14 protein-coding genes and 1 tRNA gene are annotated in these 21841 nt (G+C 46.9%); 5 read left to right on the forward strand and 10 right to left on the reverse strand.

The window, feature by feature from the left end; translation table 11 throughout:
* Window positions 1-213: 213 nt before the first annotated feature.
* The 8 genes from OZ410_RS13165 to OZ410_RS13200 all read right to left on the reverse strand — a co-directional run bounded on the left by OZ410_RS13165 (window position 214) and on the right by OZ410_RS13200 (window position 9861).
* Entirely contained in the window at window positions 214-1368 is a 1155-nt protein-coding gene (locus tag OZ410_RS13165; RefSeq protein WP_277708477.1) for a hypothetical protein, read from the reverse strand.
* 78 nt (window positions 1369-1446) lie between these two features.
* Complete coding sequence (locus OZ410_RS13170) at window positions 1447-2313, reverse strand: Hint domain-containing protein (RefSeq protein WP_277708478.1); 867 nt, start codon at window positions 2311-2313, stop codon at window positions 1447-1449.
* The gene (locus OZ410_RS13175) at window positions 2279-2764 is read right to left on the reverse strand and encodes a hypothetical protein (protein ID WP_277708479.1); all 486 of its coding nucleotides are present in this window, start codon (window positions 2762-2764) and stop codon (window positions 2279-2281) included. The genes OZ410_RS13170 and OZ410_RS13175 overlap by 35 nt, the downstream gene beginning before the upstream one ends.
* A 23-nt stretch (window positions 2765-2787) precedes the next feature.
* Window positions 2788-4017, reverse strand: coding sequence for a hypothetical protein (locus tag OZ410_RS13180; RefSeq protein WP_277708480.1), 1230 nt, complete (start codon window positions 4015-4017; stop codon window positions 2788-2790).
* A gap of 28 nt (window positions 4018-4045) precedes the next feature.
* Window positions 4046-6049: a hypothetical protein gene (locus tag OZ410_RS13185; RefSeq protein WP_277708481.1), complete on the reverse strand. Its 2004-nt coding sequence runs from the start codon at window positions 6047-6049 to the stop codon at window positions 4046-4048.
* Between the two features lie 330 nt (window positions 6050-6379).
* Window positions 6380-7597: a galactokinase gene (gene galK / locus OZ410_RS13190; RefSeq protein ID WP_277708482.1), complete on the reverse strand. Its 1218-nt coding sequence runs from the start codon at window positions 7595-7597 to the stop codon at window positions 6380-6382.
* A 27-nt stretch (window positions 7598-7624) separates the two neighbouring features.
* Entirely contained in the window at window positions 7625-8329 is a 705-nt protein-coding gene (locus tag OZ410_RS13195) for an NUDIX hydrolase (protein WP_277708483.1), read from the reverse strand.
* Complete coding sequence (locus tag OZ410_RS13200; protein ID WP_277708484.1) at window positions 8326-9861, reverse strand: sulfatase family protein; 1536 nt, start codon at window positions 9859-9861, stop codon at window positions 8326-8328. The genes OZ410_RS13195 and OZ410_RS13200 overlap by 4 nt, the downstream gene beginning before the upstream one ends.
* Before the next feature lie 268 nt (window positions 9862-10129).
* Between OZ410_RS13200 and OZ410_RS13205 the strand changes: the two genes are divergently transcribed.
* The 3 genes from OZ410_RS13205 (at window position 10130) to OZ410_RS13215 (ending at window position 14339) form a co-directional block, all read left to right on the forward strand.
* On the forward strand, window positions 10130-12685 hold the full coding sequence (locus tag OZ410_RS13205) for an adenosylcobalamin-dependent ribonucleoside-diphosphate reductase (protein WP_277708485.1): 2556 nt from the start codon (window positions 10130-10132) through the stop codon (window positions 12683-12685).
* 76 nt (window positions 12686-12761) lie between these two features.
* Window positions 12762-12835: transfer RNA gene (locus OZ410_RS13210), tRNA-Pro, on the forward strand.
* A 238-nt stretch (window positions 12836-13073) separates the two neighbouring features.
* Entirely contained in the window at window positions 13074-14339 is a 1266-nt protein-coding gene (locus OZ410_RS13215) for a site-specific integrase (protein ID WP_277708486.1), read from the forward strand.
* A 307-nt stretch (window positions 14340-14646) separates the two neighbouring features.
* Here OZ410_RS13215 and OZ410_RS13220 read toward each other — a convergent pair whose 3' ends face one another.
* Both OZ410_RS13220 and OZ410_RS13225 read right to left on the reverse strand, forming a co-directional pair.
* The gene (locus tag OZ410_RS13220; RefSeq protein WP_277708487.1) at window positions 14647-15207 is read right to left on the reverse strand and encodes a hypothetical protein; all 561 of its coding nucleotides are present in this window, start codon (window positions 15205-15207) and stop codon (window positions 14647-14649) included.
* A 786-nt stretch (window positions 15208-15993) separates the two neighbouring features.
* Window positions 15994-18246, reverse strand: a complete 2253-nt coding sequence (locus OZ410_RS13225; RefSeq protein ID WP_277708488.1) for a S41 family peptidase — start codon at window positions 18244-18246, stop codon at window positions 15994-15996.
* 117 nt (window positions 18247-18363) lie between these two features.
* Between OZ410_RS13225 and OZ410_RS13230 the strand changes: the two genes are divergently transcribed.
* Complete coding sequence (locus tag OZ410_RS13230) at window positions 18364-19593, forward strand: lanthionine synthetase C family protein (protein WP_277708489.1); 1230 nt, start codon at window positions 18364-18366, stop codon at window positions 19591-19593.
* A 4-nt stretch (window positions 19594-19597) separates the two neighbouring features.
* Complete coding sequence (locus OZ410_RS13235) at window positions 19598-21838, forward strand: lantibiotic dehydratase family protein (protein ID WP_277708490.1); 2241 nt, start codon at window positions 19598-19600, stop codon at window positions 21836-21838.
* The last annotated feature ends 3 nt before the right edge of the window (window positions 21839-21841 follow it).

Raw genomic sequence — 21841 nt, forward strand, 5'->3', positions numbered from 1 at the left:
CAGCGTTCCGTAAGTAAATCGGAAATGAAAAAACCACAAAGCGCAGCTTTGTTGGCTTTGCTTGAGCACCACCCCCCATTCTGGATCACGCCGCCTTGCGCGGCGTAATCCAGCGTTCCGTAAGTAAATAGGAAATGAAAAAACCAGCCAGCCAAAGTGCTGGAGATGCCTATCATAACACTGGCTTTAGTGACTTCGCCTATCTGGTTTCATTCAGGAAAAGGCAAATATGGGTATACTACCCAATTGTCTTTTCAAGATCTCCGTATTCCCTAAAAAGATGGTTGCCTTATTGGCGATGCAGGAATATAAATAATCGGGTTCCGGTAGGTCTAGATCTTCGATGCAGCTTAGGATATTTTCAAAATAAACTAACCCCTTATGGATCAGTTTTGATTGAATTCCCATCTGGGTAAGGCCTTGTTCTAATAAAGGGACCTGCCATCCATTATTCCGGATGGCTTCTGGGAAGCTATGGTAAACTTCAAGCAGTACATTACTCCAGAATTCGTTATGAAGGTCTTCCTGGATATCGGCAAGGTCATCCAACCATCCCCCAAGGATTCCCATGTGTACCCCAAGGCGTTCCAACCCTGCACGAGAAACCCCCACCGGCCATCCGTTAAAACATACCGGCAATAGGAGGCCCATAGTGGCTGGCATTATAGATTTTGCCTGTAGTTCCTGCTCTAGCGAGCCATTTAGGGTTAGGTGTGTTGCCGATAGACGTAATTCCACACTGCGGTGTTCAGAGTCAAAACTCTTACGAATTGCGGTTTTAAGTGCAGTTTGGATTGAGGTGTCTTTCCGCCAGCCCGCAGCGCCCAAGATCATGCTAATTACTTGAGTCATGGTGCGTAGCAACACTTCCGCCACCGGATGACGGTCTGGATATATGGGTATTCCCGGAATTTTCGCTCTATCCCACCATGCCTGAAGGGTTAGCTGCTCGGATACAAATTGAAGATCGGCATCCGAGAGGTGATCCGGTGCTTCGTCCAATAAGCCGTCCAGTAGATTTGTAAAAAGACTTATGTACATCCCGGTTTTGAAAAGGTCCGGATGGCTTTTCCCGTAGAAGGCAAGGGAGGTTTGTTCCGCCCGATACCCTGCCATAAAAGCAGCGTATAAAAGATGTCCTGTGAATTCAAATTTGGGATCATTTTTGACACTGGCCAGGGCGTGTGTAAGGAGTTCTTCCGGGATTTCCCTATCCAGTATTTCTCCAATGCAATTGGAACCCCGTTCCATGGCAAGGCCAATGGCTTTTGGATCAGTGACAAAATAGGAGGGAAAAGATTCACATAGCGCATCTAGCTGGCGTTGTCCAAGTGCCCTGACAACGCCCGGAGGTAGAAATGTATTCATGCCTATAAAGTTTTTAGTATCAATCAATACTAAACAAGGCAGGTCTCGAGTTTCGGGACCTACCTTGTTTATGCACTATTAATGCCCTCCCTTATTATGCACTAGATATCGATTGGCGAAATAGGTATGGCTGCCATCAAGAATGAGATTGAATAACGGGAGGTCCCAACGGTCCGTCCGCGCCTCAATGCGTGTCAAGGTTTCTTCATTCATCTGCATGGGGGTATCCATAAGGGATTCCGCTATACCATGCAGCGCCATCTGGCTTGCCCGGGCGTAACGTATTACGGACATACCAGTTTCCAGTTTAAGAACAGACATGCGGCTATTTTCTTCCTGCGTGGCCCTGGGGCTTATGGAAGCCCATCCATTGGCTGTCATAATGGGGTGCTCCTTGGTTATGAAATGCTTTTCCCCATTAAAAGCAAACAACTGGCGGTTACCCAAAACAGGTCGCTCAATGTCAATAACCCTATTGACCTTGTGCTGGGCGCCGAGTACCAGGTCTCCTACCCGTACTTCTGAAATCCGACGTGAGCTGCCATCGGCCATGAGTACCTGCGTATCGCCTGTAAAACAGGAGGAAGAAGAAGGGGGCGGTGGGTTATATGTGAGTTCTACCACTGCATAATATGCCCCCAGGGAGGCATTCCAGGTGGGTACAAAATTTTTTGCGTCATAATGACCTGCATTGGCCTTTAGGGTTTCGCCGGGTATATAATTGGCGGGGATCAGAAATGCCCCGTAGGTGTCTGTATAAACACAATCCAGTGAGCCCGGCCGGCATACACTGGCATTCCAGATGCCTTTACCGGGTACCGGGCCATTACTTCCTTGTTTGATAACTCCTGCTGCTGTAGCCATGATGTTGATTTTTATGGACCCCATTGCCGGGGTACCGTTCAATAATTTATTCGTTAGTATTTGATGTTTCGTAGGCTTCACGCATTTGGCTGGCGCCGAGAATACTGTGCCCTGCAGCCAGGGAGTTGCTACTATAGTCATTGCTTAGCGGAAGGAGCGATTTGGCAAATTTGCGTTTGCTGAGTAACTCCTGCGTTTCCGGCTTTGACAGATCATATCCGATATCGGAAGGCATGGCTTGCACTAACTGTGCAAGGGCCGCGATCAATGCATCCTCGTCGGTTACCGGAAATAAGAATTCCGGGATGTAGTCCTTAAAGAAGGCAATAGGAACCTTCACGTCGCGAAAGGCTACCCTTCCGGTTTTGGCAAATGCCTTTTCTAAATCCCCGAAATGCTTGATGGGTAGGGCACCGCTCAGTTGCCGGTAGAGTTGTAAAACATTCCGGCCTTGTTCCAGTTCATGAACGATCCTTGAATAAGCACGGGTCACTTTGGGGTCGCTTTGTTCCCCTTTTTCTGCTTTTGTCATGATTATTAATTTTAGGTTTTGAATTACGTGATATGGACCACAATGGAATACCCACCCATGGCCATTTCGTGGATTTCCTGTTGCAGGTGAATGACCAGAAAATCACCCTTCTGCGCTTCATGTGGTACTTGTACTTCCAGGTTAAAATCCCGCTGTTCGAAGGCCTCCATACGCATCTGCTCCAGGATTAATCCGGGTTTGGCACAACGGGTCCTCTCGGTTGATCGCGTTCGGATCAGATGTTGCCCCAGATCTGCATCGGCCTGAGGGTTCTTGATAAACCTGCGTTTTGCCGAAATTTCTGTATGCACCACAGGCATCCGATCCGGTGTGATGGCTTGGATAGCCCATTCGGGATTCACCTTTTTTGCCGCTTGTATGCGGGCCGCGGTGCGGGCATCCTTGTAGGTTTCAGACCTCTTGTGGAACATTTTAGTGAAATTGGTTCGGTTGAGTGCCAGGTCTTCGGTAAAGTTCATGGCGACAACCGTTTTATCTTTTAAAGACCATTTTTTGCCCTCCTGGAAACGAATGTGGTGACTTTCCATTCGTACGGTTTGGACAAAACCTAAAGCAAACGTATTGTTTAGTTTTAGAGTAAGTGAAAAGGTGGCTCCTGCCGGGGACTCCTGAACGGTAACATTGCGTTGCCCGGCATGCCGGTCCAATTTGGGTTGAAAGGGATGCCGTATGGGATCTAACAAATGGTTGGTGCAATTCACTTTGAGGCATTGATGGGCTCCGCTCGCCAGGGAAGGTGTCCAGGGAATCGGACATCTGACCCGGGCTGAGTGCAGCGATTCTATTTCCACCCATTCAGTCCCAATGTGGTGCATATGCGCCGCGCTCAAGCCTATGGAAGGATCTCCCCAATAAAAATCTACTTGTACCGGGGCTGCCCCAACCTCCCCAAGATTCAAAATCAAGGCGTGAATGAAATTTTCTTCTTCCGCCACCGGATTGCCCAAAGGATCCGAAGATTCCACCGTGATGTCCGGGGAAAGCCAATGTTTAACCCCCGCTGGTAAAGGGCGTATCCCCATATCACTCAGGTTGCAGCGCAGCAGAAGCCAGGGGGTAACCCGGGTTTTGCGACCCCATTCCTGAAATATTTTGCCGTACCTATTCCAAATGGCCTGCTTTTCTTTTTCTTTTTTGGCATCGACCTCTGCAATGGCCTGTTCTATTTTGCTACGAGGATCCCTCCGGTCCTGGCGTCGGGAGTCCTTGGTCTTTTGTGTTTTTCTTTTCATGGTAATGGCTTAATCGTGAACCATGGGTTCAGGTATTAACAGGATGAATCTCTACAGGATCCTGGTACGTTGCTGGGCTAGCGTTATCAATACCAAAGGCCCAGGTCTGGTAGGCGAGCCCCCTGTCTGCATCGAGGTTCCAATTTGGGTATGCCCTGGTTTTGAAAAGATCAAGGGCATTGGCCACGGCATTTCCAAATTCTACTGGTCTGTTCGCCCCTGTAATTACAGGTCCTTGGCCAACCTTTCCTCCATCGGTATGCAGGAATGTTGGGCTTGCATCGCTCACCTTTCCTTTGGCCAGTGGGTTGTTTGTATCATCGTCAATGAAAAAATCAGGATACTTTCCGGTGGAGAGATAAGCTATAGTACCCGGGTTCTCTTGCGGCCGGGAAGGCATCTCATTCCAAAGCCCAACAAGGCCTATGGCACCGCTCCAGGGTTTTGGAGGGAAAACCTCAAGGACTTGGGATTTGGCATTTTTGCGAATGGAATCAAATTCGAATTCAAAGCCCAGGAAATTCAGTATTATAGGATCTTCACGAAGTTCTGAAGGATAGGGGTGTTGGAGCCCGCCCAGTACCATTACCTCGTGCAAGGCCTTTAATCCGCGATACAAATACATTCGGTACCAATACAAATCGCATCGCAACTTGGCCCAGTTGATATCATTAGCCCCTTCAATAATCTGTTCTACCCCAAAGGCAATCGCAGCCCCACCCGAGATCAAACCGCCGGCTGCAAATTGTCCCAGACCCAAAAGGGCAAGGATTACGCCCGTTATGATCTTACCTACGTCCGCGTCTTTTTCAATGGTGGGTTCTGGAGGGACGGACCCTCCACCACTATCACCGGGAACGGTCGGATCGGCCCAGGAAGGCTCGGTAGAACAGTCTTCAGGAGGGCGCATTGGGGGGGCTGGGTTACATCCCACAACATATCCGCTGGTTTGAAACCAGAGCATCGCCCAGGTCATTTGGTAAGCCGCGTTCAGGGAATTGTCCTTAAATCTACTTAGAGGGTCTATTGGGCCGTAGACGCTTTCATAAGTTTCCCGCCAGTATTGGATAAAGTCTGCTGGGAGTACAGAGGGGAAAGGAGCATCCGTATTGATTACCTCCAGGATAGATTCAATATCCACGCCATCAAATTGAATTTTTTCCTGCAGGTTGGCCTCACAAAGCCCCTTCCACTGGTCATATGGCGGGCTGGGTGTATCACCGGAGAGACTGGCGGGTGTTTCGTAATACCCATGAACCCAAGCATCTACGAATACCCCGATCCAACGCTGTCTCCACCAATCCGTCCGATACGTACCGCCTACAATACTATTGAGGAAAGGGGAGCCACACACCAGGCCGGCATAACTGGTGACATAACCGTAGGCGTAGGCCTTGAACTCATCACGTCCGGAAGATTCCGCCTTTTCAACCAGCTTTTGTACAAATTCACCCGTTTGGCGCCAGAATAGTTGCTCCCTAATGGTCCAGGTTTCCTTTACCGGGATCTCGCTGCCCACTGCAACGTTAACTACAGGTTTTAATCCCCCGCCAATAATCCCTGCAATCTGAAGAACAAACCCATCTGGTATTTTGGTCAGGTCTGCAACAAGGCTACTTAAGGCTGCTGCGGTGTCCATAATGGAATCTACCTCCCCATTATCCCGCATATCTTTAAGTGCCCCAAGGTCTTCATTATCTGCAATCGGTTGGATTTTACCCAGGAATTCCTGGAATTCGGCCAGGATGGTAATCATCCCCTTCGCACCATTTGCAGGGTTATCCCCAGCAAATTTCAGGGCGTTTTTCCAAAGGGCAGTATACTCATTTCCATATCCAAAAGGGAAGTCCAGGTCAGGAGGGGGATCCGATGGAATAAAATCCGCTAAAATGGGTCCAATAGCACCCAGATAGGCATATTTGGAATGTGTTTCCATCAGTTGACCAATAGCGATAAGACTGCTATCTCCTGAGGATTTTAATTCGGACATACTTCGTTCGAGAATCTTAAAATGGGTGGCAATTCCGGGCATGATGTTTCATTATTAGGGGTTGTATTGTTTTTTCGCCCAAACCGTTAAGGCATAGGAGGTGTGTATCCCGTGATGGTCAAAGCACGGGTGAGCAGTAAGATCAGTTGAAGGGGAACGCCAGGGTGTGATCGGGACCCAGGTAATCAACAAGTTTGTTCATCCATCGCATACATTCAGGGCATTGAGGGAAGATTGGGGTTACCTAGAATGTATCAGAGGGGGAGTACTTATATAGCTAATCTATACAACACCTATTTAATGTAGGTACAAGATTGTATAATTTGTAGGAAAAACTGTATACTCTTCAAATAAAAAGACTAACGAAGGCCTTTAAACCAGTGCGTAACCTGCTTCACTTTCCACCACATGCGTCCCCCGGCCCAGGTGTACGCGCAGGATGTCGCAGTCGTGGCCAAAGGCGTTGCGGTAGGCTTCCCGGGTGTGCCGGGTAAAGGCCTCGGAGGCATCGCAGCGTACCAGGTTCAGCGTGCAACCCCCAAAACCGGCGCCCATCATCCGGGCCCCGAGTACCCCGGGGGCTTGTCGGGCCTGCTCCACCAGGAAATCCAGCTCCGGGCAACTCACTTCGTACTTTTGGGCAAGGCCCTGGTGGGAGGCGAACAGGAGTGCGCCCAGGGCTTGCAGGTCCTGGTTGCGGATGGCCTGGGCTGCCGCCTGGGTACGGGCCATTTCCTCCAGCACATAGGAGACCTTCGCAAATTCTTCAGCGCTTAGCCGGCCCTCCCGTTGCAGGGCCTTGAGTGCCTCCAGGCTGGCATCCCGTAAGGCTGGAACGCCCAGGGCTGCAGCAGTCCGGTCGCATAGGGCCCGGCGCTCGTTGTAGGTAGAGGAGGCCAGGCTGTGTTGTACGCGGGTGTTGATCAAAAAGAGTTCGTGTCCCTGCAGGTCTATTTGTACGGCCTCGGCTTCCAGGGTGCGGCAGTCCAGTAGTAAAAAGTGGTCCTTTACCCCAAACATGCTGGCATACTGGTCCATAATGCCGCATTGTACCCCGGCGTAGTGGTGTTCGGCGTCCAGGGAAACCCGGACCATGTCCATGCGGTCCAGGCCCAGGGTAAAGAGGGTGTTCAGGCCATAGACAATCCCGTTTTCCAGGGCGGCAGAGGAAGACATTCCGCCCCCCTGGGGCAGGTTGCCGGCAATCATCAGGTTAAAGGGAGCCACCGGGTGCCCGCGCTTTTCCAGTTCGGCTACCACCCCGATCACGTAGTTGCGCCACCCCCCGTCCGGCAGGGCCTTCAATCCCGAGGGTTTAAACCGGAATTCCTCCCCGAAATTCCGGGTTATGGCATGGCAGTCTTTGCCGGAAGAGGCCAGGCCTAAAGCCACATAGATGCCCTGATCCACCGCTGCCGGGAAGACCACCCCTTCGTTGTAGTCCACATGCTCGCCAATCAGGTTAATACGCCCGGGCGAAAACACCATCAGGGGCTCGGAGCCAAAGGTTTCCCGGAAGGCGTCCCGGGTGCTGCTGGCCAGCTCCAGGCCTGACTGTTTCCCGGCGTCCGGGGTATTTGTGGTTTCCATAGGCACATGGGGGATGGTGGCCCCGGCTTAGATTTCGAAGTTGTACCCGTTGGCTACAAATTCGTCGAATTTTTCTTTGTTAAAAACATAGTAGAAGGCCCCTTTCTTGGAAGCGGACTTGTCCTTTTCCCGGGTCTTGGTCAGGATATCGAAGGAGAGCATTTTCTTTCGGAAATTCCGGGGGTCCAGTTCCTTTTGCAGGATACTCTCGTAAAGGATCTGCATTTGGGGCAGGGTAAAGCGCTCGCCCAGCAGGTTAAAGCCGATGGGTTGGCGGCGCACCTTCTCCCGCAGGCGTTTAATGGCCAGTTGTACCATTTCCCCGTGGTCCAGGATCAGCTCCGGGATCTCGTCCAGCCCAAACCAGTGGGCATCGTACTCCTCCACGCTGTCCAGGTCCAGTTCATTGAGGCGGGTCAGGCTGTAATAAGCGATGGATATGACCCGTTCCCCCGGGTCCCGCTCCACAGCCCCATAGGTTTTCAGTTCTTCCAGGAAAACGTTGGATAGGCCTGTGGATTCAAGCAAGATTTGTTTGGCGGAGTCGTCCAGGCTCATGTCTTCCTTGATAAAGGCGCCAATAAGGGACCATTGGCCTTTCAGGGGTTCCACCTTGCGTTTAAAAAGCAGCAGTTTGAGCTGCTGCCCGTCAAAGCCAAAGACAATGCAATCTACGGCTACCAGGATTTTGGTCTGCCCGGTATAGACCCGGGCGGTATCGAGTAAGTTCATGGTTTCGTGTTTTTAGGGGCCACCAGGCTGTCCAGCAATTGCTGCATGCGTTCCACGCGCTCTGGCATTTGGGGGGCTAAATTATGGGTTTCCCCCGGGTCTTCTTCCAAATGGTACAGCTGGGGCAGGGGGGAGAGCCCGGCTTCTATGCCTTTCTGCTGCAGCCAGGCAGGGGCCTGGGGCAAGGCCGAAGGGGGGATGTATTTGTAGGGGCCCTGCCGCAGGGCCAGGGTCATAGCTTCCTCCAGCAGGAGGGTACTTCCGGGCTGCCCGGCCCGGGTGAGCGCCTGGCTCAGATCCTGGCTGTCCGGGGCGGCGCCCTCGGGCAGGGGTACCCCTGCCAGGGTAGCCAGGGAGGCAAAAAAGTCCGTTTGGGAGATCAGGGCCTGGCTCTCTCCGGGGGTGATGGTCCCGGGCCAGTGCGCGATCAGGGGCACCCGGGTGCCCGCCTCGAAGGCGCTGTACTTCCCGCCCCGGAAGGGTCCGGCCGGGCGGTGGCTGCCCAGGCGTGCTACGGCCTGGTCTTCGTATCCATCGTTCAGCACGGGCCCATTATCGCTGGTAAACAGTACCAGGGTGCTTTCGGCCAGGCCCTGCCGTTGCAGTTCCTCCAGGATGGCCCCGGTCATCCAATCCATCTGGGCAATGGCATCGCCCCGCGGACCCATTTCCGATACCCCCTGGAAGCGGGGGTGGGGCAGGCGGGGCACGTGGATGTCGTGGAAGGAGAAAAACAGGAAGAAGGGTTGGTCTGCGGCCGAGGCGATAAAGGCCCGGGCCTTGTCGGTAAAAATGTCCGGAAAGTCCTCGTCCGTCCACAGGGCGGATGCACCCCCGGTCTGGTAGCCAATGCGGCTGATCCCGTTTACGATGGCCTGGCTGTGCTGGGGGTCTGCCGCCTGCCGCAGGCGCTCCGGCTGGTCCATGCCGGTGGGCACCCCGGGAAAGGGCGTGCGATAACTGATCCGGAGGGAATCTTCAGGGGTTAGCCCCACCACCCGGTGGTCTTCCAGATATACGGTGGGTACCCGGTCTCCGGTAGCTGGTAGCAGAAAGCTGTAATCGAAGCCGATTTCCAGGGGCCCCGGGCGCACCTCCCCGTTCCAGTCCGTGTTGCCGCTGCCCAGGCCCAGATGCCATTTGCCCACCACCCCGGTGCGGTATCCGGCCTGCTGCAGCAGGGTCGGCAGGGTAGGGGTGCCCGGGCGGATCAATAAGGGGGCATCCCCGGGCAGGACGGCTGCCTGGGAGCGAAAGGCAAAGGTGCCGGTAAGCAGGGCATAGCGGGAGGGGGTACAGGTAGCCGCGGCGCTGTGGGCATCGGTAAAGCGGATCCCTTCCCGGGCCAGGCGGTCGGCATGGGGCGTGGCTACCCCTGTGGCCCCGTAGCAGCCCAGGTCCCCATACCCCAGGTCGTCTACATAGAAGAGCACGATGTTGGGGGGGCGGGCGGCAGCCGGGGAAGGTTCAGGCGCCTGGGGCTTACAGCCTATGAGGGCTGTTAGCAGGCACAGCAGCCAGTGGATTTTCATTTAAGGGTTGGTGGTTAGGTCCCTAAATATAGATAATGTAAATGAAACACTTATAGGAGGGGCAATGGGTCCGTCCCTATTCTTGCGCAGGGCGGGGTGGCGGTACCCCTTAAATTGCTCACAATTTACAGTTGATAACTTTATAAAAGTCTGATATTCAACACCTGTTTTGGTTTTCGCGTATCCGAACATGACCAATGTCATATGTCGGGCCACCGGGGCGTGGGTAATTTCACAGGAAATTGTAACCTGCCTAAACCTGTAGCCCATGCATTCCACTGCCGCTTCCCAAACCCGAGAAACCTACACAGACGAAACCGTTTTTGCCGCTGCCCTGGATTATTTCGGGGGCGACGACCTGGCTGCCCGGGTCTGGATGAACAAATACGCCCTGAAAGACTCCCAGGGGCGGTTGTACGAGCGCACCCCGGACGACATGCACCGCCGCATTGCCCGGGAACTGGCCCGGATTGAAGCCCGGTACCCGAAGCCCATGTCCGAGGCGGAGATTTACGGCCTGATCAAGGATTTTCGTTACCTGGTGCCCCAGGGCAGCCCCATGGCCGGGATCGGGAACCCCTTCCAGATCGCCTCCCTCTCCAATTGTTTTGTGATTGGCACGGAAGGGCAGTCGGACTCCTATGGCGCCATCATGAAGATCGACCAGGAACAGGTGCAGCTTATGAAACGCCGGGGCGGGGTGGGCCACGACCTCTCCCACATCCGGCCCAAGGGGTCGCCGGTTAAGAATTCCGCCCTAACCTCCACCGGCCTGGTGCCCTTTATGGAGCGGTATTCCAGCTCTACCCGAGAGGTGGCCCAGGACGGCCGCCGTGGCGCCCTTATGCTAACGGTATCCATACAGCATCCGGACGCCCTGGATTTTATCAATGCCAAACTGGAAACCGGGAAGATTACCGGGGCCAACATCTCCGTACGAATAGACGACGCTTTTATGGAAGCCGTGGAGCACGACCGGGAGTACGTGCAGCAATTCCCGGTGGGCAGCGACCAGCCGGCTGTGGAGCGGACCGTACGCGCCCGCGAGATTTGGGAAATCATCGTGCACAACGCCTGGCAGTCTGCGGAGCCCGGGGTGCTCTTCTGGGATACCATCATCCGGGAATCCGTGCCGGACTGCTATGCAGACCTGGGCTTTAAGACCATCTCTACCAACCCCTGCGGGGAGATCCCCCTTTGCCCCTATGATTCCTGCCGCCTGCTGGCCATAAACCTGCTGTCTTACGTGCAGGATCCCTTTACCCCCCAGGCCCGGTTTGACTTCGAGTTGTTCCGCACCCATGTGGGGGCCGCCCAGCGGGTGATGGACGACATCATAGACCTGGAGCTGGAGAAGGTGGAAGCCATCCTGGGTAAGATTGGCGCCGACCCGGAAACGGAAGAGACCAAGCGGGTAGAACGCCGCCTCTGGGAAGAGATCCGCAAAAAAGCCCTGGAGGGTCGCCGCACGGGCATTGGTATTACGGCCGAAGGCGACATGCTGGCCGCCCTGGGCCTGCGCTACGGCTCGGACGAAGGCACGGCCTTTTCCGTGGAGGTCCACAAGAATTTGGCCCTGGCTGCTTACGGGGCCTCGGTAAAGACCGCCCGCGAGCGGGGCGCCTTCCCCCTCTTTGATGCCGAACGGGAAAAAAACAACCCCTTTATTACCCGCCTGAAGGAAGCGGACGAAAAGCTCTATTACGAAATGCTGGAGTACGGCCGCCGCAATATCGCCCTGCTCACCATTGCCCCCACGGGCACCACCAGCCTGATGACCCAGACCACCTCCGGGATAGAGCCGGTGTTTCTGCCGGTCTACAAACGCCGCCGCAAGGTGAACCCTTCGGACAAGGGCGTGCGCATTGACTATACGGACGAGGTGGGCGACTCCTGGGAGGAGTATACCGTCTTCCACCACCAGTTCCGGGTGTGGATGGCCGCCCACGGGTATGACCCGGCCGGGGAATACAGCCCGGAGGAGATTGTCGAAATGGTGGCCGCCTCGCCTTACCACAACGCCACCTCCAACGACGTGGACTGGGTGCAGAAGGTGCGCCTGCAGGGGGCCGTACAGCAATGGGTGGACCACTCCATTAGCGTGACCATTAACCTGCCCAACGACGTGCCGGAGGAGCTGGTGGGGCTGCTCTACCTGCAGGCCTGGAAATCCGGGTGCAAGGGGGTAACCGTGTACCGGGACGGCTCCCGTTCCGGGGTGCTGGTGTCGGATACCCCTTCCAAGGAGGAAAAGGAGGGAGAGACCCTGACCGCCTTTCCGCTGAAACGGCCCGAGGTGTTGGAGGCCGATGTGGTGCGCTTCCAGAACAACAAAGACAAGTGGATAGCCTTTATTGGGCTGATAGACGGCCAGCCGTACGAGATCTTTACCGGTTTGGCGGACGACGAGGACGGCATCCTGCTGCCCCGCTGGGTGGAAAAGGGGCTGATCATCAAGCACCGCATGGAGGGGCAGCCCTCCCGCTACGACTTCCAGTTCCAGAACAAACAGGGATACAAGACCACCATAGAAGGCCTGTCCCACAAGTTTAACCCGGAATACTGGAATTACGCCAAGCTTATATCCGGCACCCTGCGCCACGGCATGCCCATCCCCAAGGTGGTGGAACTCATCCAGAGCCTCCACCTGGATTCCGAGCAGATCAACACCTGGAAAAACGGGGTGGTGCGGGCGCTAAAGAAGTATATCAAAGACGGCACCGAAGTCAAGGGGCAGACCTGCGAAAACTGCAAGGGCCACAACCTGGTTTTCCAGGAAGGCTGCCTCACCTGCCGGGACTGCGGTTCCTCCAAATGCGGGTAGGGCAACCCCCGGCCCAAGAAACCCCCGATTTGGGTTTTTCCAAATAGGGAAATGTTTTATCTTTGCCGTCCGGTTTCGGGATGTAGCGCAGTCCGGTAGCGTACTTCGTTCGGGACGAAGGGGTCGCAGGTTCAAATCCTGTCATCCCGACGAGACTGGTGTCAATGGACATCAAAAATGAGCTAATTGTATGATTATCAGGAAATTTAATTTTTCTTGATGTCATACAGTTAGCTTTATAATCAACACAAAAGTTACCTATTCGGTTACCTAATCGGTTACCTTTTTTTCCGGATATTGTAACTGATTTGTATTCTTCACGGAATTGACTTTCGCTTCGATTTGACTTTCGAAATCAAAATCGAGTATTCACCTAAAGCGAGAGTCTATGGGCACTTCAAGAACTTTCAGTATTCATTTTTGGCTAAATCTGTCTAAACGAAATGGCGATTTGGCACCCATTTATGCGCGTATTACTGTGGACGGTAGACGCTCAGAAATCAGTTTAAAACGCCTCACTTCGGTTACTTATTGGGATACCAAATCCCGAAAAACTACCGGAAAATCACCAGAGAGTAGGTCAATTAACAGCTATTTGGACCAAGTACAAGTACAGCTGTACGAATGCTATAATCAGTTACGTATTGAGGGTAAGTTAGTTACGGCAAAGTTGATTAAATCTAGGTTCGTCGGGCAAGAGGATTTGGACAAAACCCTACTCCAATTAATCACCTATCATAATGATCGGATGGCTGAAACCTTAAGACCAGGGACTTTAAAAAACTATTTTTCAACTGAGCGTTATATCAAACGGTTCTTAGTAGAAAAGCGTAAGACCAGAGATGAGTACTTGAAGCATTTGGACTACAGTTTCATTATTGACTTTGAGCATTATTTGAGAAAGGCATCTCCCTTACAAAAGGGAAGATCACTCAATCAAAATGGAATCATGAAACATATGGAGCGATTAAAGAAAATGATGAATTTGGCAGTAGATCTGGAATGGTTAGAGCGAAATCCCTTTTCCAGATTCAAACTCAGATTTAAAAAATTCAAAAAGGAATTCTTGACCCGTCAAGAGTTGGCTGCTTTTGAAGAGATTGAATTTAAAGATTCCGGTTTGCAAACGGCCAAAGATGTATTTGTATTCTGTTGCTATACCGGGTTATCCTACTGTGATATTCGACAATTGTCGTATTCCAATCTTGTTCGAGGTATTGATGGTGAAAAGTGGATTCATACCTCCAGGACCAAAAATAATGTACCGGTTAGAGTCCCTCTGCTGCGCCAGGCAAGATCGATAATTGATCGCTATATGGACAAACCAAAGAAATTCGAAGGGCAACTATTGCCGGTGATATCAAATCAACGTATTAATGATTTCTTGGTTGAAATCTGTGATTCACTTGGCATCTATAAACACATAACATTTCATTCAGCCCGGCATACCTTCGCGACAACGGTGACACTTTCAAACGGTGTTCCCATTGAAAGCGTTTCTAAGATGTTAGGACACACCAAAATCACTACGACTCAAGTCTATGCCCGTGTACTCGATGAAAAAATAAGCGGGGATATGCGCGATTTACAGTCCAAACTTGAAGGTAATGTTCCATATTCTAAGCAAACCTTAAAAGCAGAAGGAGGCAAATAAAGTCTGTATTACGCCAGGATTCAAATCTTAATTGTAACTTTCAGAAAACAATCAGTTGTAGACTAAGGGTAATAAAAATTTATCGAATTGTGAACCGGTGTAATTGTAACTTTTAAGTCCATTGGACAAAAAAAAGTACGGTCCAATTAACGACAGTCCGATTTTTAGAAGGGGTTACATAATCGCCTCTTGGGCCACCCAGGCCTTGAATTCAGCTGAAAATTTGGGTCATGATCTTTTACTCATAGGTCTAGTAAGTGTAATCCGATATTTTTAACTAAATCTCTGGTCTAAGATTTAGGGAGTATTACAAACCGGCTTTTCTATTAGAGGCCGTATACCTTGATCTTATGTTAAGTCCATTTCGAGATGTGTGCAAAGAATCATGATTAAGATATTCACGAAAGGCCAACTCTAGTTGCATATCATAATTCCAAGTCAGTAAAGTTAGTTTAGGGGGTAAATTCCCATTTCTGTCAAGAAGAGAAGCTAGAAATGAGTCATACCTTTTGTCTATTGGATTTCGGATTTGTTCATAAGTAAAAATTACGGATAAGGCTAATTTTAACCTATTGAGTCCATTATAGTCTCCCTTTACTTCTAGCTTTTTGGCAAGTGTGTCTACACTTTGATGATGACTTGACTCTCTCTCCAGCCATTCCAAGTCAGAAACTAAAGTGTTTAATATCTCATCAATTGGAGGGAGCTTGTTGTTTCCATAAAAGTGGTCTTGGTTATGCACTTTATTATCAAATTTGTATCCCTTAATTTGAATAATGCAATTCCGAAGGCGCTCGGGTATTTGCGATACTATAGGTAATGCATGAAAACTAGCACCAGCCCCAAATAAGTATGTGATTTGACTCATAATCTGGCAATTTTTGGGCAAATAAAAAGGACTCATCCGCACTTAGGGGGTTAAGTCCTTCATTCTTAAGTGACCACTTCAGGATTCTATCCTTGGCTGTAACTTTCTTATATTCAGTTAAATAATCGATAATTATTATAAAAATATATCGATTTGCAACCTTTCATCTTGGTGTTTCTTCTTCATCAAAATTGGCTAAATGAAACTAGTTCAATTTTGTGCCATTTATATATAGAAAGATCATATCGACATTGTTGATTAGTACCAATCAAAGATATTACGGTTTAGAGTTTATTTTTTCCAATTCAATCTAACTGAAGTATAGTGATTGAAAAAATCTTTGTGAAAGTCATTTTGGGACCTAATGGTATCGACAATTAAAATCCTACTAAATAAATTATATATTACTACAATAATGACAGAAAAAACACTAATAATATGGCATCACTTCACATAATGTAGTATATTACCTACATAAAACATTTATCATGAAGAATAAAAAATTTAAGCTTTCGTTGAACAAGGAAATTATTTCAACATTTGAGGCAAGACGAGTGGTAGGAGGGGAAACGGATCAAATTTGTGCGTCAAACTTTACTCCTGCATGTCCTCCAGATGAGACTGAGCCGGTAGGAATTTGTCAACCACCTGGTGGTGAGACGGACCCTCAGTCAATAGATGGATGCACTTGTAATGAGGATATGACAATGACATGCTGTATATATTCATGTTCTTGTTAGAGAAATTGTTTGATAAAGTTTCTTTTATTTGAAAAGGTTATTCCAATTATGGAATAGCCTTTTTTATTAAAGCAATTGCTTGAATAAGGCTTAAGTCTTGATTCCTTCTTATTGATTCTGGGGTATTTTCTAGTTCTATATCAATTTTAATTCCAACCCCTTGGGTAGCCTGACCATCTGGATAAAATACACCTATACCGCTAATTCCTGTCTCTAGGGCGCCCGGTAACGGGATTCGAGAAACATTGCCATCGGCTCCTGCAGTCTGACTACCAACAACAATTGTCTGAGAATTAGCCTGGAAAGCCATTGTAGTAAATTCCCCGAGACTTTGTGTATTCTCATCAACAATGACTATAACCATTCCCCTGAATCTTTCGTTGTCCGACTGTGGGATTTCAGATACATCTTGAAATTCGAATTCACCAGGGTTATAAATATTAAACTTAGTAAACTTCGCAAATGCCTTACCTGGTATTGAGAATTGAGGCCAAAGTTTTGATGCAGATCCTGACGGATACCTACGCGCATCAAGTATGACTCCTTTGACAAGTTGCCCCAATTCAATTATTTTTTCGATTTCAGAGTCTACCACTCTATGCAATTCAACATATAATATTGATTCCTCAATTAATTTGAAACTTGATGAACCCTCAGAGTTGTACCATTTGAAGTCAATTTTGTTCCTAGGAAATAGGGGTAAATCAATTTCAATAGATTTTACGCCGCGAAGAATGTCCAACTCCAAAAATTCTTGCGAAGATCTAAGAAGATCTCGCGAAATGTCTCGCAACTTACTGGATAGGTTTGAAGAAGGATAATAGGGCATCATACTATCAACATGAATCTCTATTTCCTTTCCATTAATATGCGTGATTTGATCGCCTAGTTGAATATCGAGGTCTAGCATAAGCTCCGGATTATAGATAGCTTTAACAAGCCATTTATCTTTAACAAAGGCTAATTTGAAAGGAGCATAATTTTCACCTCTAAAATTGGAAATGCGAGAAGATCTTAACTGGGCATGGGAATCATTTAACTCATTAATCAGAGCTAAATAATTCAAGTCGCCCTCCAAACCATCTTCAACTTCAATAAATTTTGGTATATACTCCACTAAAACATCGTCCCATTCTTTGGGAATCAATTCTTTATATGGAAAAAAATATTCTACAATATTCCAAAGCCTGAATAACCCTAAAAGGCGGAAACCATCGTCTGTTGACTCCACGTTGGGGTACCACTCTTCGTTTAGAAAACTCGGATTGCCAGCGCCTGGATTGACTTGGACGTAATACTGAAGGCCTTGACATTTTATTTGACTGACTTTAAGTAAAGAATTTATTAAGCTTGGTTGCGGATCATAATCCTTTATCCAACCTATCTCTGAATAAAGACTTTCTAAGCCTAGTTCAGAGGTTTTTGTACTGTCTATACCTTCAATTGTTCCAATTTGCTCAATCCACTGAGTTAATATCTCATCACGCTCAGATGCATTCCTCGTCATAATGATTTTAGGTAGAATTTCTAATAATTCGAAATCCCAATTAACGACACCGCCACATACTAGAGGATGGTTATACTTGAGGTATCCCCAAACTTTTGCTAAGAAGGATAAGTTTTTTATTTGATCTGGAGATAGTTCCCTTAGACTGAGAGTTGAGCCTAGCTTGGTGCTTTGATAGCTCTTAGATTGGATTTTAAAAGTTGGAACTTCACTTATTGGAAATTTCAACGGAATTCCTTCTAATTGCAAATTAATGTCATCTAACCAGAGTATTCCCTTACCTGCGAGGTAACCTCCTATATAAAGATATTTTGTGTTTTTTGGAACTTCTACCCCAATAGAATACTCATTCCAATCACTAGTACCTTTTACCGCATATTCTTGCATATTCCTATAAATAGGAATTTGACCATCATTAGATTCTGTCCACAATAATAGACCTCCATAACCACTATTTACCTTTTGAGTCTTAATAAAGCCGGAAAGCTTAACGGTATTGCCTTTCCCTTCTATTGGGATTTTTAAATATATACTACCAATCGAGTCAGTTAAGTTCTCGTTTGATGCTATTCTAACCGAATTTTTCCCTCTAAACGAAACACTAGAATCTAGAGTTACCACGTAACTGCCCCAAGTTGACCAATCCCGCAATGGTGAATTTTGGGTTTCATTGGATTCAAAACCATATACTTCTTTCGATTCAGGTTGGGCCTGACACGAGCCAGATAAACTTACAAGGAGTATAAGCGATGTTATTAATTTTAATACCGATAAATTCGGATAATACTTCATATGAAATACGGTTAATACGAAATAATAGTAATATAATTCACTAGATTAATAAAGTAAATATGTGTTAAATTGCTTCAATTCGGATATCAGCAATCCCTTAATTTTTTTATTAGCCCTATGAATAACAAGACGCCAAATGTAACGCAAGAGTACTGCATCAAAAAGTTAGATGAAATTGCACAAAGCTTAAATTATGAGCTTACTAAAGAATCTAATATTGGAGTGCTAACCGGTTTAGGTGGTATTGCACTCTTCTATTTCTATTATTCTAGGCTTTCAAAAGATCAACTCTCATATGAAAATCAAGCAATTTTTTCATTGGAAAGGGCTAATGAATTGATTAATCAGGGATATCAATTTCCAACATTTTGTAAAGGCATTGCAGGGTATGCTTGGGTGCTCAATCACCTTAATGAGAATCATTTTATTCAGGTGGATTGTGACGAAGTACTTCCAACTTTTGAAGGTTTTTTAGAACTGACCATGTTTAGGGAAATGAGCAGAAACAAGTTTGACTATCTACATGGAGGCGTTGGTTATGCTCTATATTTTTTGGAAAGATACAATTCAACAAATTCTAACAAACTTAAGGAGAAGTACAAAGGCATTTTAGAGCGGTTTCTCGTACAACTTCAAACTAACGCAATTAAAAATCAAGGAACCTACTCCTGGAAAATGGAAATGAGTCATCCCAAACGAGTAGTAATTAATCTTGGATTGTCCCATGGAATGGCCAGTATCATTGGGCTCTTATCTAGAATGCTAACCTATGACTTGTTGGATTCCAATGCTGTTGATTTATTGAGAGGTGCTAGTGATTATTTTCTTAATGAAATGAATTCAAGTTCTGAAGGATATCGATTTCCTAAGCATGTTGAATTAAATGGAGAGAAATTATATCATGGAAGACTTGCATGGTGTTACAGTGATTTAGGTATAGCTGTCCAATTGATGTGCGCATCTAAAGTGCTGAAGGATAAAAATATAGAAACAATAGCAATAGAGGCCTTTGAAAATACGCTTAGGATCACCAATGAAATGGAGCATCAAGTGGTAGATGCCCCAATTTGTCATGGCTCCTTTGGAATAGCACAGATTTATCGAAGAGCATATAAACTAACAAATAGCATAAAATTTAGAGATGCGGCAACTCACTGGATTCGAGACGGCCTGTCCCGATCAAATCATGGAAATGAATTCGCGGGATTTCGATTCAGAAATCCACTCGCTAAAAAATGGGAGATTAGAACTAATCTGCTTGAAGGGATCTCAGGTATAGGCTTAGTTCTAATTGATAGTCTGTCTTCGGAAGAAAATAATTGGGATAAGTGTTTAATGATAAGTTAAGCCTATGAATTACCAAATGCCCTACACGGCTTTTCCAAAATTCGTATTGAGAACACCACTTTTTTCGGTAGACCAATATTTTGAACTCGCCAATAAACCTGCCCTATCGGATGAAGACTACAAGGAAATATGCTCTGATCCGCTATTTATGGAAGCTTTATATCTGGCCTCACCACCTCTTGTAAGTGAAGTACAAAAATGGCTGTCCGGAGATCTAACTGGGTTAAAGCGGATTAACAAATTGAAAATTTCAATATTCAAATATTACTCTAGAATTTGTTCTCGATGCACACCCTTTGGATTGTTCGCCGGTTCTTCGTTAGGCCAGATCAACTCGAAAACTAAAGTTCAATTAGCCCAACCGGGTAATCATAAGCGCCATACACGTTTGGATATGAATTACTTAGTCGCGCTTGCAATGGATCTTTCAAGAAATGATCTTATAAAGCCCCAGATTCTTTACTATTCCAATTCCAGCATTTATGAAATTGGCGAAAAGCTTAGATACGTTGAATATCAATATAGAAGAGGGAAACGATATCATCAATCCGTTTCTATTGACAATAATAGGTTCTTGACTAAACTATTGAAAAAATCTCAAAGGGGTCTGAATATAACTGAACTTGAGATAGTTCTTAAAGAAATGGGGGTTGATCGAGATGACGCCAAGGAATATATTCATGATTTAATTAATAATAAAGTTCTCGTAAGTGAAATCGAACCGTCTGTAGTTGGGCCCGAATTTATGGATCAAATTCTCGCTTCATTAGAAAGGATGCATGGTGTAGAACAGATAAAATCTGATTTGAAACAAATAGATGTTTTACTTAATGAATTGGACCAAGGAGTAGGCAACGAATTACAACTTTATCAGAATATAATTGATCTGCTGAAAAACTTGGGAACAGAATTCAATCCCAAATACGTATTTCAGACCGATACATCCTTAAAGTGTATCGAAGCCACATTAGCTTCATCCTTGTTAGATGTTTTTGAGGAAGGCCTAAGGATTATAAACAAGCTATCAGTTTCAAATGGGAACAGCAATTTAAAGGATTTCAGAAAAAGGTTTCGTGAAAGATTTGAAGAACGAGAAATAGAATTGTCCAAATGTCTTGACCCGGAATTGGGTATTTTCTACGGCGATGGCTCTGCTAACAAAGACTTAAATCAATTCGTTAAGGGGATACATATTGATCATTCACTTAGAAATTCACAAACCCAAGCCATTCAATGGAATAATATTCATGGCTTATTACTTAACAAAATCATCGATTTTGCCAAGAATAACCAAGACTCAATTAATTTATCCCATAACGATATAAAGGCGCTTCCTGGAATATGGGATGACTTGCCGGATACGTTTTCGTGTGTAGTCCGATTAGTAAATGTTGGGGATAAGGAAAAATACGTTTTATCAGGCTGGCTTGGTTCAAGTGCTGGGAATCTCCTTGGTCGTTTTTGTCATGTTAGTGAAGAGATTCATGAGTTTGTAAATGAAATAATAGAATACGAAGAAAAAAGAAATGCCGACAGTATCGTAGCAGAAATTAATCACTTGCCGGAATCAAGGGTTGGCAATGTACTAATGCGACCGAATATCAGAAATTTTGAAATCCCATATCTGGCTAAATCATTGAAGCCCTTGGATATGCAAATACCAATTTCGGATTTAACAGTATCTGCCAAATATTCTGAGCCAATAAAATTGAAATCTAAAAAGTACAAAAGAGAAGTAAAGCCAAGGCTAACGAATGCCCATAATTTTAGAAATAAATCGCTCCCGATATATCATTTCCTGTGTGACATGCAAAATGTCGGACTAAGAAGAGGACTTTATTTGGATTTTGGTCCCTTACGTAAACAAATTGAATTTACTCCAAGAATCGAATACAAAAACATAATTCTGCATTGTGCCACATGGAATTTAAAAAAATCACATGTTGAAATGATGCTGCGTTCATACGATGATGACGATAAATTAATTAATGCGACCTCAAATTTTCAAAGAAAAACCGGAATACCAGAAAAGTTCTATTTGGCTCAAGGTGATAATGAACTTTTAGTTTTTTTAGCTTCTTTAGACTCAATTAGGATGTTCCTTTCGGAAGTTAAAAACAAAGAGGACTTTCTCCTTAAAGAATATTTAAGTCCATCGGATTCTATAAAAGGGGCAAATGGAAAGCGATATTCCAATGAAATCATCTTGTCTTTTTACAAGGACCAGATAAAATCAGTCTCATGAAAA

Origin of the sequence: Robiginitalea aestuariiviva, assembly GCF_029537735.1 — a bacterium.
Lineage (GTDB): Bacteria > Bacteroidota > Bacteroidia > Flavobacteriales > Flavobacteriaceae > Robiginitalea > Robiginitalea aestuariiviva.